Below are 14369 nucleotides of genomic sequence, written 5' to 3' on the forward strand. Positions count from 1 at the left end.
TCGGCAGCCGCTTGCGCTACTGACTTTCCGTTTTCCTCCTGGAGTAACCCGATGAACAGTCTTTCGCCCTTGTTCCGCCGTCTCGCGTTTGGTCTTTGCGTCGCACTGTGCGTCACCACGACGCACGCTGAAAGTGCAACCACGTACAAAGTCGGTGCGACCGCCAGTGGTTCGCCGTTCACCTTCCTCGACATCAAGAGCAACAGCATCCAGGGGGTGATGGTCGATGTGGCCGAGGCTGTCGGCAAGGCCGGCGGCTTTACCAGCCAGATCGAGCAGACCAACTTCGCTGCGCTGATCCCCTCCCTCACCGCTGGCAAGCTCGACTTCATTTCCGCCGGCATGCTCAAGACCGCAGAGCGCAGCAAGGTGGTGGATTTCAGCGCGCCGGTGTACGCCTACGGTGAGGGCCTGATCGTCAACGCCGACGACAACACCGCCTACCCGGACCTGCAGCCGTTGAAAGACCAAGTGGTCGGCGTGCAAGCCGGCACGGTGTTCTATGACCAATTGAACAAGCTCGGGATCTTCAAGGAGATCCGCACCTACGACTCTATTGGCGAGATGGTCCGCGACCTGTCCCTCGGCCGCATCAAGGCTGCGGTGGGCGATCAACCGGTGGTGGCCTATCAGATCCGTCAGAAGCTGTTCAAAGGCGTGAAACTGGCCGCCGGCTATCAGCCTACGAACGTCGGCGAAGTGTGCCTGGTGGTACGCAAAGGCGATGCACAGACCCTTGAACGTTTGAACAGCGCCATCGCCAGCATCCGGGCGGACGGCACCCTGGACAGCATCCTCAAGAAGTGGGGGCTCGACACCCAGGTGCGCCCATGAGCCCGGCCGAATTCCTGCAAAACGCCCAAGACTTCTTGCCGATTTTGCTGCAAGGCGCCTGGGTGACGATCCAGATCACCGTGCTGTCGTTCCTGCTCAGCAGTGCCATCGGCCTGGTGCTGGCGTTGCTCAAGCTGTCGCCGATCCGTGCGCTGTCATGGACGGCGAGCACCATCATCAACGTGATCCGGGGCCTGCCGATCATCGTGCAGTTGTTCTACATCTACTTCGTGCTGCCGGACATGGGCGTGCACCTGACGGCGTTCTACGCCGGCGTGATCGGCATGGGCATCGCCTACTCGGCGTACCAAGCGGAGAACTTCCGCACCGGCATCATCGCCGTCGAACAGGGCCAGCGTGAAGCCGCCGAAGCACTGGGCATGCGTTCAGCGCTGATGATGCGCCGGGTGATCCTACCCCAGGCGTTTCGCATCGCACTGCCGCCTTATGGCAACACCCTGGTGATGATGCTCAAGGACTCGTCGCTGGTGTCCACCATCACCGTGGCCGAAATGACCCGCCAGGGTCAGCTGATCGCCTCGTCCACGTTCCAGAACATGACCGTCTACACCCTGGTCGCCCTGCTCTACCTGCTGATGAGCCTGCCGCTGGTGTACGGCCTGCGCCGTATGGAACAGCACCTGAGCCGGAGGAAAAAAGCATGATCGAGATTCGCCAACTGCAAAAACATTACGGCAGCCATCGCGTGTTGCACGGCGTCGACCTGGATGTGGCCAAGGGCGAAGTGGTCTGCTTGATCGGCCCATCGGGCTCGGGCAAATCCACCCTGCTGCGCTGCATCAACGCGCTGGAAGCCTACGATGGCGGCGTGATCACGGTATTCGGCGAAACCGTACAACGGGGCAGCAAAACCGTGCACGCCTTGCGTAGCCGCATGGGCATGGTGTTCCAGCGCTTCAACCTGTTCCCCCACCGCACAGTGCTGGAAAACGTTATGGAAGGCCCGCTGTATGTAAAGGGCGAACCGCCGCAGCAAGTGCGCGAAGAAGCACTGGTATTACTGGAAAAAGTCGGCCTGAGCGCCAAGGCCGACGCTTACCCCGAACAGCTTTCCGGCGGCCAGCAGCAACGCGTAGCCATCGCCCGCGCTCTGGCGATGAAACCCGACGCGATGCTGTTCGACGAACCCACCTCGGCCCTCGATCCGGAGCTGGTCGGCGACGTGCTCGCGGTAATGCGCACCCTCGCCGACGAAGGCATGACCATGATCGTGGTCACCCACGAGATGGGTTTTGCCCGCGAAGTGGCCGACCGCGTGTGCTTTCTGCATGGCGGTTACATCGTTGAAAGCGGCCCGGCCGAAGAGGTGTTGGGCAATCCGCAACACGCACGCACCCAGGACTTCCTACGCCGCGTGCTGCACCCCACCGGTAACACGCGGAGCCTGTCATGAAGTCATTGTGGTCGGCGACGGCGCCGTCGGTTGTGCCGACGCCTGCGTTGAGCGAATCGGTGAAGGTGGATGTGGCGATTGTCGGTGCCGGCTACACCGGCCTGTCGACTGCACTGCATTTGGCCGAGCGCGGGGTCAGCGTGTGTGTGCTGGAGGCTCACGAGCCGGGCTGGGGCGCTTCGGGGCGCAATGGTGGGCAGGTCAACCCGACGCTCAAATACGACCCGGAGCAATTGGTACAGATGTACGGGCCGGAACGGGCCGAGCCATTGATTTCGACGGTGTCGAATTCGGCGGACCTGGTATTCAATTTGATCAAGCGCCATAGCATCGATTGCGCACCGGTGCGTAAAGGCTGGATGCAAGTGTCGTACACCGATAAAGGCGTGGCCGGCCTGCACGCGCGAGCAGATCAGTGGGCCCGCCGGGGGGTGCCGGTGCAACCGCTGGATGCCGCGGCGGTGACCGCGCGCATGGGCAGTCAGGCCTTCGCCGGCGGCTGGTTGGATGGCCGCGCCGGGGCGATTCAGCCGTTGGCATACGCCCGTGGCTTGGTGGGCGCGGCATTGGCGGCCGGCGCACGGATTCACGGCCAAAGTGCGGTGACCGGGTTACAGCGCAGCGGCGCAGGTTGGCTACTAAACACCGCCGGCGGTGCCCATGTGACCGCCGATCAAGTGGTACTCGCGACCAATGGCTATAGCGGCAACCTGTGGCCGGGCATGGCCCAGAGCATTCTTGCGGCGAACAGCTTCATCGTCGCCACCAAGCCCCTCAGCGGTCGCGCGGCCGATTCCATTTTGCCGGGGCAGGAAACCGTCTCCACCGCGCAACGCCTGCTGCTGTATTGGCGCAAAGACAGCCATGGGCGCTTGCTAATGGGCGGGCGCGGGCTGTTCAACGACCCCACCTCGCCCACGGATTTCGCGCACCTGGAACGCTCCCTGGCGCTGCTGTTTCCGCAACTGGGTCCGCTGGAGTTCGAGTACCGCTGGGCTGGACGGATCGCAATCACGCGGGATTTTATGCCCCACGTACATGAACCGGCACCCGGGCTGACCTTGGCGCTGGGTTGCAATGGACGCGGTATCGCCTTGTGTACCAGCCTGGGCCAGCAACTGGCCGGGCGATTGTGTGACCGCCAGGCGCAGTTCGCCTACCCGGTGACGCCGCTGCAACGCTTGCCGATGCATGGGCTGCAACGCTTCTACATCGGTGCGGGGGTGGCGTGGTACAGCTTGCTGGATCGGCTCAATATCAGCTGAATCCGATTTCCAAACGCATTGAGAACGGTCATTTCTCATAGGTCGCTCGGTCTGCAAAACCCGCTAGGCTTAAGCCTGGACTGGCTGAATGGCGGGTTTTGCGGTCCATCAATCCTGTGGGAAAAACACGCTCATGAACGTCAACAACAAACCCATCGCCGGGGTCATCGGCCTGGTGTACAGCGCGTGCTGCTACGGGGTGTTCCTGTTCACCTGTTTGTATCTGATCGGCTTCGTTGGCAGCCTGGCCGTGCCCAAGAACATCAACGACGGCGTGTATATGGCGTGGCCGGCCGCTCTGTCGATCAATAGCGCGCTGATCCTGCTATTCGGTATCCAGCACTCGGTCATGGCGCGCAAACGCTTTAAGCGGTGGCTGACGGCAATCGTCCCGGCGCCGATTGAACGCTCGACCTATGTATTGCTCAGCAGCCTGATGCTCGCAATGGTGTTCTGGCTGTGGCAACCGATGAGGTTCAACCTATGGCAGGTTGAAGCGCCATGGGCCCAGGCCCTGCTGGTTGGCCTGTTCTGGCTGGGTTGGGGCATTGCGCTGGTGTCGACTTTTCTGATCAATCACTTCGAGCTATTCGGGCTCAAGCAGCCCCTCGACCATTGGCGCGCCGTCCCACCACAAACGCCCACCTTCAGCACGCCGCTGTTCTACAAACGGGTACGTCATCCCTTGTACCTGGGCTTTCTGATCGCCTTCTGGGCGACGCCACACATGACCGCCGGGCATCTATTGTTTGCGCTGGGGATGACGGTGTATCTCTTCATTGGCGCCCGCTTTGAAGAGAGGGATCTGGTGGCGACGTTCGGTGAACGTTATCGCCGCTACCAGAAGGAGGTAGGCATGATTTTGCCGTGGACGGCGACGCGTAAAAAAGACCCTGGATGACTTAAAACACCGACCACCCAATCCGCTCACTCAACAACTCCAACGCCTTGATCCCCGCCAGCGAATTCCCCGCCGCGTTCAACTCCGGCGACCACACGCACACCGTGAATTGCCCCGGCACCACCGCGACGATCCCGCCGCCCACACCGCTCTTGCCCGGCAAGCCCACGCGATAGGCAAAGTTGCCCGCTTCGTCATACAGCCCGCTGGTGGCCATGATCGAGTTGACTTGCTTGGTCTGGCGCGCGCTGAGGACTTGTTCGCCGCTGTGGGCGCTGACGCCTTCGTTGGCCAGGAAGCTGAACGCCTTGGCCAGGTCCAGGCAGCTCATTTGCAGCGCGCAATAGTTGAAATAGCTGTGCAGCACCGCGTCCACGTCGTTGTGGAAGTTGCCGAAGGATTTCATCAGATACGCCATGGCTGCGTTGCGCGCGCCATGCTGGGCTTCGGAATCGGCGACCACGCTATTGACCAAGATCTGCGGGTTGCCGGACAGGCGCCGCACGAAATCGCGCATCGATAGGATTGGCACGGCGAAGCGCGATTGGTTGATGTCGCAGATCACCAACGCGCCGGCATTGATGAATGGGTTGCGCGGGCGACCGCGTTCGAATTCCAGCTGCACCAGGGAGTTGAACGGCTGCCCCGACGGCTCGTGACCGAGGCGTTCCCAGATGCTCTCGCCGCCGTGTTCGATGGCCTGCACCAGGCTGAACACCTTGGAAATACTCTGCACCGAGAACAGCGTATCGGCGTCGCCGGCGCAGTAAGCCGAGCCGTCGTTGCCGTACACCGCGATACCGAGTTGGTCGGCCGGCACATCGGCCAGCGCGGGGATATAGTCGGCGACTTTGCCGAGGCCGATCAAAGGGCGCACTTCGTCGAGAATCGACTCCAGCAGCGCCTGCATGTCTTGTCCTGTCATCGTGGATTGAATCAGTGGTAAACGGGGCGCGCAGGATACTTCAGTGGGCGCGAAAGCCCCACACAATCTCTACCACTCGCTCGGCCACGACCAGATACACCAGGATCAACAGCACTTGCAGCGCCAGGTGATAGCGCAACTTGGCGAGGCGGCGGATGCCATCGCTGACGTTCAACAGCATCAGCATGCTCGACAACACAATCAGCCCCCACCCCGCTACGTTAGCGGCGAACACTCCGATAAACAGCGGCTGCTGCCCGAGCAACGTATTGGTGCCAGCGGCGAACAGCAGCGCGCACACCAGCAGGTTTTTCACGTTATCGAAAATCTGCGCACTCAAGTCGTTTTCCAGCAGGGCCACATATCGCTTCCAGAACGTACGCATCAGTCATCACCGGGCAGGGATCGGTCGTCAATCAAAGTAGTTCAAATGCCCAGGTGCTGCACCGTCCCATGAACTTAGATAGGCGCCAGGTTGACCCTCGCGCAACCTCCCACATAGGTGCGTTCCAAGGCTATCGCCAGCAGAACGACCGCAGCCAACAATGATGGCCCATAGCCATGTTTTGAGATAGGATCAGCGCCCTTGACCTCAACAAGGACGATGAACACATATGTCAGGCGAAGTAGGTTTTTCAAAGTGGCACCCGTGGTCCGACCGTGGCGAACTGCCCGATAAACACTTACCCGGGGTGTATTTCATCGCGCGCAGCAAACACAAACCAGATACTCATCGAAATTGCGATGCGACTATTTATATCGGTGAGACCACCGGTCAGAGCCTGGCTGATCGACTGCGTCAATTCAATGTATCGGCTTTCAGCGAACGGGCCGGACACTCGGGAGGGAACACCTTCAGGCTGACGCTGCTTGAAACAACGCCCGCCGAACATATCTGGGTGTCTACTTGCCCGGTGAGCATGGGCATGCCTTACACCACCGCCTACATCAAGCATTTGGAGCGCAAGCTGCTCTGGGAATATGTATGCACATGGGGAAGGTACCCGGCGTGCAATCACAGCTGATTGCACATTCCGCACACATCATTGACCAGGCAAGCACTTAAGACATGACCCCATTGTTTTCGAAAACCACACCTTCAGAAGCCACACTGATCGCTGCTCGGATTGCTCCCGTGTTTGACGCGGTGCTGAACGAGTACGACTTCCTCAAGTATCCGGCAGCCCATTACCAAGCATTCAAGACCTCTTACTCAGCGCGAACAGCCCAGAACCCACAGATTGCAGATTCGCTGCTGTGGAAGTGGGGCCATTGGGGTAAACCGAACTACCCACAACGCCATCGCAACCTGATTGCAGAGGTGGAGGCGCTCTGGCCACGGTTCATCGGTTCCGGTTGCGCTCAAGCGCCAGACCAAACCTTCCAATGGTGGCAGGCGCAGTTCAAACGGCAAACGACCTACATCACGTCTGCCTACATCACGCACCTTGTACATCACAGCGCGCCTCTGCCCATTATCGATCAGCACAACTTTCGCGCGATGAACGCCCTGTTCGAGACAGTGCGCCCGTCCCAGAAACGCAAGAAACGGCCATCCAGCTGGAATGACATTCAAGTGCTCAAAGACTTTATGTCGCAGGTCCTAGTAGCCATGCCTCAGCGCAGCTTTTCTGAACTGGACCGATTCCTGATGATGTATGGACGCAACCACGTCCCTCGCTGACAAAACCCGGAGTAGCCAATTGGTTGGCTACTCCCGCGGCACCACCCCCGTCCCAAACCGCCGAATCGCCAGGCAATACCCCACCAACGCCAGCGCCGCCAGCAACCCGCCCGCCGCGCCGATCCAGGCGAAGCCGAAATGGCTGCCGACCCAACTGCCCATCAGGGCGCCGCCGCCGATGCCGATGTTGTAGATACCGGAAAACATCGCCATGGCCACATCCGTGGCGTCGGGTGCCAGCACCAGCACCTTGGACTGCATGGCCAGGCCGAAGCCCATGATCGCCATGCCCCAGAACACGCTCAAGCCCACCAGGTAGGATTCGGCGCCACTCAATGGCAGCAACAGCGCCAGGCAACCCGCCAGCAGGAACACCGTCCCGACCACGAACAGGTGCGGGTTGAAGCGATGTACCAGGCTGAACAGCAGCGAGCCGATGATGCCGGCGCCGCCGAACACCAGCAGGATCAGGGTCACGGCGCCGCCGCCCAGGCCTGCCACGCCTTCGACGAACGGTTCGATGTAGCTGTAGGCAGTGAATTGCGCGGTCACGGTCATTGCCGTAAGCACGTACAACGCCACCAGCGCCGGGCGCTTGAACAGCAGTGGCAGGCTGCGCAGGGAGCCGGAGTTCTGGCTCGGCAACAGCGGCAAAGTACGCGCCAGCCAGAACACCAGGCCCGCCGCAAAGGCAGCGATCACCAGGAACGTTGTGCGCCAGCCCATGGCTTCGCCGAGCAGGCGCCCCAGGGGAATGCCCAGCACCATCGCCAGGGATGTGCCGGTGGCCAACAGGCCCAGGGCTTGCACTTGCTTGCCCTGCGGCGCCAGGCGCACGGCCAGGGACGCGGTGATCGACCAGAACAGCGCATGGGACAAGGCGATGCCGATGCGACTGACCATCAATAGGCCGAAGCTGGTGGCGACACTGGACAGGATATGGCTGGCGATAAACAACCCAAACAGCACGATCAGCAACTTGCGCCGCTCAATGTTGCGGGTCAGCAGCATCACCGGCAGCGAGGTCAGCGAGACGATCCACGCATAAATCGTGAGCATCAGACCAACGTTGGCGATGGGCATGTCGAAGCTGGCGCCAATCGCACTGAGCAGCCCGACGGGGACGAATTCGGTGGTGTTGAACACAAAAGCGGCCAACGCCAGGGCGATGACCGGTTGCCAGTTGGGCTGGGGAGTTGCGGTTGAAAGGCTCATTGACGGGCGCGGTACTCTGACGGTGATCGAGCGGCCACCCAGGACAAGCGCCGCCGCCGAGCATTCTATAGGTTTCTCGGTCGGGTGTTGATGCTCTTGAGCAGCGCAGCATCAGAACGTGGTGACAGCGAGCATATAAACACCCGATTTGACCTGAGCCGAGCCAGCGCAGCAGAACATCAAGGATCCACCTGCGCCATCAACTCCGGAATACTTTCCGCACGCTTGGCATAACGCTGTGCCAGCGCCGCACACACCATCAGTTGGATCTGGTGAAACAGCATCAGCGGCAGAATCAATACGCCCATGCTCGCCCCGGCAAACAGCACCTGGGCCATCGGCACGCCAGTCGCCAGGCTTTTCTTCGAGCCGCAGAACAGGATGGTGATGCGATCCTCCTGATTGAACCCAAACGCCTTGCCCAGCACGGTTGAGGCCACCAACACCAGCGCCAGCAGCACGCAGCAGGCCACCACCAGCCCGCCCAGCTCCCACAATGGGATCTGGTGCCAAATGCCTTCGTTGACCGCCTCGCTGAACGCGCCGTACACCACCAGCAGGATCGAGCCCTGGTCGACGAATTTCAGCCACGCCTTGTTGCGCCCTACCCACTCGCCGATCCAGCGCCGCGCGATCTGCCCGGCGATAAACGGCAGCAGCAACTGCACGCTGATTTTCACGATGGCATCGACCGTGGAGCCGCCGTCGCCATGGACATTGAGTAACAGGGTCACCAGTAACGGTGTGAGGAAGATCCCAAACAGGCTCGACGCCGCTGCGCTGCAGATCGCCGCCGGGATATTGCCGCGCGCCAGGGAGGTGAAGGCAATCGCCGACTGCACCGTGGCCGGCAACGCGCAGAGGTAGAGCATGCCCATGTACAGGTCTTTGCCGATCAACGGCGACAGCACCGGCTTAAGTGCCAGGCCCAGCAATGGGAACAGCACAAAGGTCAGACTGAACACCAGCAGATGCAGACGCCAGTGGCCGGCACCGGCCACGATGGCCTGGCGCGACAGTTTGGCGCCGTGCAGGAAAAACAGCAGCGCGATAGCCAGGTTGGTGACCCAGCCGAATGCCACGGCGGTCTGGCCGCTGGCGGGCAGCAAGGAAGCGAGAATCACCGTCGCGATCAACGTGAGGGTGAAGTTGTCGGGCAGAAAGCGGGGCCGAGTCATAGTGAGGTCATCCAGGGGTTGCCAAGAGCGTCATGGCGACTCTAACGTAACGCTTTGTTACCGACTAACGCCAACGAGCCAGTAAATGCCGCCTAAAGGACATGCCAACACCGTGCGCCGCAGCATTCCCGGGCTGTCCAGCCTGCCACGGCCGGTATACGGGCGCACTGAATCGCTGCCCAATCGCGCACTGACCCGCCGCCACAGTCACCCGTGGGTGCAATTGTCCTACGCGATTTCCGGGGTGTTGGAGATCCAGACCAGCGCCGGCCGCTTTGTCGCTCCGCCGCAACGAGCCGTGTGGATTCCGGCGGGCATGCCGCACCGGGTGTACAGCACGCCCCACACCGAGATGCGCAGCCTGTACCTCGATTGCAGCGTCACCCAATGGGCGGCCGCGCACTGCCACGTACTGGAGGTGAGCAACCTGCTGCGCGAGCTGATCCGCAGCTTCAGCGAACTGCCGGTGGAATACGCCGAGGACGGGCCCGACGGGCGGCTGGCCCAGGTGATCCTCGACCAACTCGCCGCCGCGCCGCAGGTCGACCTGATGCTGCCGCTACCGGTGGACCCGCGCCTGCGCCAAATCTACCGCAGCCTCAACCTCCACCCGGAGCAGCAAACCACCTTGGGGCAATGGAGCGACAAACTGGGGGTCAGCGAAAAAACCCTCAGCCGCCTGTTCCTGCACGACACGGGCCTGACCTTCCGCGCCTGGCGCCAACGCCTGCGCCTGCTCAGCGCCCTGCCCGCCCTGGAACATGGCGAACGGGTCACGGACGTGGCGCTGGCCAGCGGGTATGAGTCGACGTCGGCGTTCATCAATGCGTTTCGCCAGCAGTTCGATGCCACGCCGGGGGAGTTTTTCCGCTGAGCCCCGCGTCAGGATGAAATATCAAATACAGCAGCCAGGCGCTTGCAGCCTTTCGGGGTGACCGTTAACGCGCGGGTATCGAGCGTGCGCATCAGCCAGCGCTCATGCAGCATATGCGTCAGCAACTGCGCGCCCAACGCACCGCCCAGGTGCGAGCAACGTTGGCCGGGCGATGGTGGCCGCGATAGCGGTTGTTCAGTTGCTGGCAATTCTGTCGTTCTATCGCAACTCATCCACCCGCGAGCGCAAGTAGTGCCCAAACCCGCCCTCGACTGTTATTGTGCGGCGCTTTGAAAAGCTGCCATGCCACTGCGAGGAAACGGACGTTGAACACTGACGAAAAAATGACCGGGGACCTGTTCGAGGTCGATAAGCGCCTGTCACTCAAACCGGTGGTGGACTTCAACACTTACCTGCGCAGCGCGTTCGGCGATGGCCCTTGCACCTGCATCCGCTGCACCGCCAGCGGTGGCGACGAAAGCGGTTACGCGTTCCAGCACACCTTCAGCTTCGACGGCAAAGCCACCCATCGCCGCTTTGCATCCACGGCAGGCAGCGATGTGTTGCAGGCGTTGAAAAAGGCCTGGTTGTCGTATACCAAGGCAGAGCTGCCGACTACCGGTGTGCTGGCCCTGGATACCGTAAAGGAATTTGTCGAGCCGCAACTGCACAAACGCCTGGTGCCACTGTTTTTGGCCAGCGGCCTGGTCAACGAGGTCGACGGTCACTTGAACCTGTTGCCCCAACTGGCTTAAAGCCCCCCGCAATGCGCGCCGAACCGGGATGAACCGGCGTTTTACGCAAAGGATTGAGATTGATGACCCGAGAAAGCATCACCCGCTACTGGCACGCCGTGGAGCTGCTGCAACCGCAATCGGCCCCCAAAATCGAAAAGCGCGACAGTCTGTTTGCGTCGTTCCTGCATGACTGCAATGCGGCGCGGCCGGTGATGCCATGGGCTGCCGGCAGCCCGGCGCACGGCCAGCAAAAACCTAAAGACCGGGTCTGGAGCCACACCCTCTTCGCCCACCTGTACGACAGCCGTCGCGTGGCCGAAAGCCTTAAGCAACTCTACGGTGCCGACCAAGGCTACAAAGAGCCGCCGAAAACCCGCGAGTCCGCGCTTTTCGCGCTGAAGTTCACCGAGCAGGGGCTGATGGTGCAAGACAGCCTGGTGCTCTCCAGCGAAGCCTGGTTCCTCGGCCGCGCCCTGGCAAACAGGGATTGGACCCGCGGCTTCGACGAGGAACAAAACTATCTGCGCGAGGACATCAAGCCGCTGATGGGCGGCCCAGTCGATGCAGCGATGTTGGTCGAGCTGACGGAGAAGATTCGAAACTTCCTCGGCCTGGACGACTTCTTCAGCGCCACCGAGCGCTACACCCACCGCTGGCGCTCCACGCCCATCAAGGTCAAGAACCCCGCCCAGGAAGACGACCCGCTCAACAGCTTTCTGCTCGCGGACCTGGCCGACGTGGCGGACAGCCTGCGCAATGGCATCACCAGCGCACCGCTGGCGCAGTACCTGGCGCGACATGCCCCGCAACAGCGCTTGCACATCGACGATGACGATGCCTCCCTGGCGTTAATCGAGCGTCTGGCGCCCAAACACTACCCGTTGGGCTGCTGGCCGGCCGAGCATCACCTGGGGCTGGTGCATTCCCAGCAATTGGCGGTGAATACCCTGCTGCATAACTTGAGCGATGGCGAAGGGGTGCTGGGCATCAACGGCCCGCCCGGCACCGGCAAAACCACCCTGTTGCGTGATCTGCTGGCCGCCGTGGTCACCCAGCGCGCCGATGCCCTGGCCGCCCTGCCCCGCGCGTCTGCCGCTTTTGTCGACGGCACGCCCGAACGGGTGAGCGACGGCACCGACTTCCAAACGGTGCATGCGCTCAACCCGGTATTGTTCGGCTTTGAGATGGTGATCGCGTCGTCCAATAACGGCGCCGTCGAAAACGTCACCTTGGAGTTGCCGCAGCGCGACAAGATCGACGCCAGTTGGCTGCCGGACGCTGACTATTTCGGCGAACTGGGTGAACTGGTCAGCGGCAAACCCGCCTGGGGCCTGATCTCCGCCGCGCTGGGCAGCAAGGCGCGGCGCCGCACCTTTATCAGCCGCTACTTCTACGGCCAGCCACCCCGCAAACCCAAGGCCAGCGACCTCGAAGAACAGGCGCACGACTGGCTGTCGGCCTTGGAGGCCGAGGAGCTGGACGACGACCAGGAAGAAGAAGACGAGCCCGGCGAAGACAGCCAAGAACAGGCGCGCCGTGGCGTCCTCGGCTGGCTCGGAACCCAGGCCGATATCAGCCGCACCTCCGCGCAACGCCTGAGCACCTGGCAGCAGGCAGTGGCGGATTATCAGGCGGCCAAGGCTCACGCCGAACAGTTGAGCGCCGACGCCCAGCGCATCAACGACCATTTGCAGGCTGTCAGCGCTTTGCGCGCGCAAATCGCTGAGCAAGAGGACGCACTCAAGCGCTTGACCCACACGATCAAAGAGACCGATGCGCGCATCGCTCAACTCGACGAGCGCGAGTTCAAGCCCGCCCACGACGCTCTGCAACACAGCCTGAACGAGGTGCAGCGGCACCTGGCTGGCAAGCCTGGGTTCTTTGCCAACCTCCTGAGCCTATGGGGCGAGCAGCGGCGTTGGAATGAAGTACAAGGTGTTATCCGCAGCCGGCACGCCCTGGCCGAAGAAAGCTTCGAACAAGTCAAACGCAGCGCCGCGCGTCTGACCGGCGAAAGCAAGGCGCTCAATCACCTGAGCACGGAACACCAGCAGGCTCTGGGCGGTTTACGCGAGCGTCAGCGCCAGCAGATTGAGCAAATCACCGCACTGGCCAAGGCGTGCAAGGCAGAGCACCTGCTGGCCTGGCTGCGCCACGGCATTATCGGACGCGGCGAGGCCATTGAGCTGATTGAACCGTGGTCGATCAAAGGCTGGCGCCAGGCCCGCGCCCGAGTGTTTATCCAGGCCCTGAAGTTGCACCAATGCTTCTTCGAGCTGGAAGCCAAGCGCGTTCGCGCCAATCTGTATTTCATCAACCGTGTGTTACAGGGCGGGCGCTTCCAGGGCGTCTCGCGCGCGGCGATCCGTTCGAGCTGGGCGTCGTTATTTATGCTCGTGCCGGTGTTGAGCAGCACCTTTGCCTCGTTCGCGCGCTCGTTCGGCTCCCTGGGGGTCGGTGAAATCGGCTGGCTGCTGGTGGACGAAGCCGGCCAGGCCACCCCGCAAGCGGCGGTCGGTGCCCTATGGCGCGCGCGCCGTGCCGTGCTGGTGGGCGATCCGCTGCAACTCAAGCCCATCGTCACCGTGTCGGAAGCGGTGCTGGAACATATGCGCACCCGCTACGGCGTCGACGAATACTGGATGCCGACGCGCCAGTCCGCGCAAACCCTGGCCGACGAAGCCACCCGCTGGGGCCGAATGATGGGCCCGCCGCAGGCCAAGCGCTGGGTCGGCTTGCCGCTGGTGGTGCATCGTCGCTGCGACCGTCCGATGTATGCGCTGGCGAACCGCATCGCCTACGACGGCGCCATGGTCTTCGGCACTGTGCCGCCCTCCCCGGCCAAAGAAACACCGGCCAGCCTGGCCACCGGCTGGGTCGAAGCGCATGGCCCTTCGTCCGGCAACTGGGTCGCGGCCGAAGGCGATGCCCTGATGCGCCTGCTGGCGATGCTGCGCCAGGATGGTGTGAAAATCGCCGATATTGCCGTGGTCACACCCTTCCAGGCGGTGCGCGATCGCCTTAAAGAGCTGCTGCCGCGCAAAATGCTCTACGGCACCATTCACACCATGCAGGGCAAGGAGGCGCCCGTGGTGATCATGGTGCTGGGCGGCAGCAGCGAAAACGCCGGTGCGCGGGACTGGGTGGTCAGCGAGCCGAACCTGCTGAACGTGGCCGCCACCCGGGCCAAGCGCCGCTTGTACGTGATCGGTGACTGCAACGACTGGCAAAAGCGTGCATTGTTCTGCGATGTGATGACGTTGCTGCCGCAACAGGCGCTGGCCCCTGGTCGCCCGAGCGAGACAAACGCCTGAATCCGCGCTATTGCTGACGGTCATACCG

The 14369-nt window shown here is 62.0% G+C and carries 15 protein-coding genes; 10 read left to right on the top strand and 5 right to left on the bottom strand.

Going from position 1 to position 14369, the window contains the following annotated elements:
• Window positions 1-51 precede the first annotated feature (51 nt).
• The 5 genes from FIV35_RS18470 (at window position 52) to mddA (ending at window position 4414) form a co-directional block, all read left to right on the top strand.
• Window positions 52-834: an ABC transporter substrate-binding protein gene (locus tag FIV35_RS18470; RefSeq protein ID WP_034138505.1), complete on the top strand. Its 783-nt coding sequence runs from the start codon at window positions 52-54 to the stop codon at window positions 832-834.
• Window positions 831-1499, top strand: a complete 669-nt coding sequence (locus tag FIV35_RS18475; protein ID WP_034098556.1) for an amino acid ABC transporter permease — start codon at window positions 831-833, stop codon at window positions 1497-1499. The genes FIV35_RS18470 and FIV35_RS18475 overlap by 4 nt, the downstream gene beginning before the upstream one ends.
• Window positions 1496-2248, top strand: coding sequence for an amino acid ABC transporter ATP-binding protein (locus FIV35_RS18480; RefSeq protein WP_034098558.1), 753 nt, complete (start codon window positions 1496-1498; stop codon window positions 2246-2248). The genes FIV35_RS18475 and FIV35_RS18480 overlap by 4 nt, the downstream gene beginning before the upstream one ends.
• Window positions 2245-3513, top strand: coding sequence for an NAD(P)/FAD-dependent oxidoreductase (locus FIV35_RS18485; RefSeq protein ID WP_034138506.1), 1269 nt, complete (start codon window positions 2245-2247; stop codon window positions 3511-3513). Before FIV35_RS18480 ends, FIV35_RS18485 begins: the two co-directional genes overlap by 4 nt.
• 133 nt (window positions 3514-3646) lie before the next feature.
• Window positions 3647-4414: a methanethiol S-methyltransferase gene (gene mddA, locus FIV35_RS18490; RefSeq protein ID WP_052198971.1), complete on the top strand. Its 768-nt coding sequence runs from the start codon at window positions 3647-3649 to the stop codon at window positions 4412-4414.
• Window position 4415: 1 nt separating this feature from the next.
• Here mddA and glsB read toward each other — a convergent pair whose 3' ends face one another.
• On the bottom strand, window positions 4416-5324 hold the full coding sequence (gene glsB, locus FIV35_RS18495; protein WP_034098563.1) for a glutaminase B: 909 nt from the start codon (window positions 5322-5324) through the stop codon (window positions 4416-4418).
• A gap of 55 nt (window positions 5325-5379) precedes the next feature.
• Complete coding sequence (locus tag FIV35_RS18500) at window positions 5380-5724, bottom strand: hypothetical protein (RefSeq protein WP_034098564.1); 345 nt, start codon at window positions 5722-5724, stop codon at window positions 5380-5382.
• Between the two features lie 229 nt (window positions 5725-5953).
• Between FIV35_RS18500 and FIV35_RS18505 the strand changes: the two genes are divergently transcribed.
• Both FIV35_RS18505 and FIV35_RS18510 read left to right on the top strand, forming a co-directional pair.
• Complete coding sequence (locus tag FIV35_RS18505) at window positions 5954-6364, top strand: hypothetical protein (RefSeq protein WP_080761450.1); 411 nt, start codon at window positions 5954-5956, stop codon at window positions 6362-6364.
• 44 nt (window positions 6365-6408) lie between these two features.
• On the top strand, window positions 6409-7023 hold the full coding sequence (locus tag FIV35_RS18510; protein WP_146375038.1) for a hypothetical protein: 615 nt from the start codon (window positions 6409-6411) through the stop codon (window positions 7021-7023).
• A gap of 27 nt (window positions 7024-7050) precedes the next feature.
• Here FIV35_RS18510 and FIV35_RS18515 read toward each other — a convergent pair whose 3' ends face one another.
• Both FIV35_RS18515 and FIV35_RS18520 read right to left on the bottom strand, forming a co-directional pair.
• Window positions 7051-8238 carry a sugar transporter gene (locus FIV35_RS18515; RefSeq protein WP_034138508.1) on the bottom strand — a complete coding sequence of 396 codons (1188 nt, stop codon included), beginning with the start codon at window positions 8236-8238 and terminating at the stop codon, window positions 7051-7053.
• Between the two features lie 179 nt (window positions 8239-8417).
• The gene (locus tag FIV35_RS18520; protein WP_034098567.1) at window positions 8418-9416 is read right to left on the bottom strand and encodes a bile acid:sodium symporter family protein; all 999 of its coding nucleotides are present in this window, start codon (window positions 9414-9416) and stop codon (window positions 8418-8420) included.
• 85 nt (window positions 9417-9501) lie between these two features.
• On the opposite strand from FIV35_RS18520, the gene FIV35_RS18525 reads away from it, so the two are divergent.
• Entirely contained in the window at window positions 9502-10290 is a 789-nt protein-coding gene (locus tag FIV35_RS18525; protein ID WP_034138509.1) for an AraC family transcriptional regulator, read from the top strand.
• 8 nt (window positions 10291-10298) lie between these two features.
• On the opposite strand, the gene FIV35_RS18530 is transcribed toward FIV35_RS18525, so the two are convergent.
• Complete coding sequence (locus FIV35_RS18530; RefSeq protein WP_146375040.1) at window positions 10299-10499, bottom strand: hypothetical protein; 201 nt, start codon at window positions 10497-10499, stop codon at window positions 10299-10301.
• A 117-nt stretch (window positions 10500-10616) separates the two neighbouring features.
• Between FIV35_RS18530 and FIV35_RS18535 the strand changes: the two genes are divergently transcribed.
• Together FIV35_RS18535 and FIV35_RS18540 are read left to right on the top strand one after the other, a co-directional pair.
• Window positions 10617-11045, top strand: a complete 429-nt coding sequence (locus tag FIV35_RS18535; RefSeq protein WP_034138510.1) for a hypothetical protein — start codon at window positions 10617-10619, stop codon at window positions 11043-11045.
• 62 nt (window positions 11046-11107) lie between these two features.
• Window positions 11108-14341 (top strand): AAA domain-containing protein, encoded by a 3234-nt coding sequence (locus FIV35_RS18540; protein ID WP_034138511.1) that lies wholly within the window; start codon window positions 11108-11110, stop codon window positions 14339-14341.
• The last annotated feature ends 28 nt before the right edge of the window (window positions 14342-14369 follow it).

Origin of the sequence: Pseudomonas rhodesiae (assembly GCF_007858255.1) — a bacterium.
Taxonomy (GTDB): domain Bacteria; phylum Pseudomonadota; class Gammaproteobacteria; order Pseudomonadales; family Pseudomonadaceae; genus Aquipseudomonas; species Aquipseudomonas rhodesiae.

Excerpts from the sequence above, each read along its gene's own strand:
- FIV35_RS18510 (WP_146375038.1), top strand. The coding sequence starts at position 6,409 with ATGACCCCATTGTTTTCGAAAACCACACCTTCAGAAGCCACACTGATC.
- glsB (WP_034098563.1), bottom strand. The coding sequence starts at position 5,324 with ATGCAGGCGCTGCTGGAGTCGATTCTCGACGAAGTGCGCCCTTTGATC.
- FIV35_RS18480 (WP_034098558.1), top strand. The coding sequence starts at position 1,496 with ATGATCGAGATTCGCCAACTGCAAAAACATTACGGCAGCCATCGCGTG.
- FIV35_RS18540 (WP_034138511.1), top strand. The coding sequence starts at position 11,108 with ATGACCCGAGAAAGCATCACCCGCTACTGGCACGCCGTGGAGCTGCTG.
- mddA (WP_052198971.1), top strand. The coding sequence starts at position 3,647 with ATGAACGTCAACAACAAACCCATCGCCGGGGTCATCGGCCTGGTGTAC.
- FIV35_RS18475 (WP_034098556.1), top strand. The coding sequence starts at position 831 with ATGAGCCCGGCCGAATTCCTGCAAAACGCCCAAGACTTCTTGCCGATT.
- FIV35_RS18505 (WP_080761450.1), top strand. The coding sequence starts at position 5,954 with ATGTCAGGCGAAGTAGGTTTTTCAAAGTGGCACCCGTGGTCCGACCGT.
- FIV35_RS18525 (WP_034138509.1), top strand. The coding sequence starts at position 9,502 with ATGCCGCCTAAAGGACATGCCAACACCGTGCGCCGCAGCATTCCCGGG.
- FIV35_RS18515 (WP_034138508.1), bottom strand. The coding sequence starts at position 8,238 with ATGAGCCTTTCAACCGCAACTCCCCAGCCCAACTGGCAACCGGTCATC.
- FIV35_RS18500 (WP_034098564.1), bottom strand. The coding sequence starts at position 5,724 with ATGCGTACGTTCTGGAAGCGATATGTGGCCCTGCTGGAAAACGACTTG.
- FIV35_RS18520 (WP_034098567.1), bottom strand. The coding sequence starts at position 9,416 with ATGACTCGGCCCCGCTTTCTGCCCGACAACTTCACCCTCACGTTGATC.
- FIV35_RS18485 (WP_034138506.1), top strand. The coding sequence starts at position 2,245 with ATGAAGTCATTGTGGTCGGCGACGGCGCCGTCGGTTGTGCCGACGCCT.
- FIV35_RS18470 (WP_034138505.1), top strand. The coding sequence starts at position 52 with ATGAACAGTCTTTCGCCCTTGTTCCGCCGTCTCGCGTTTGGTCTTTGC.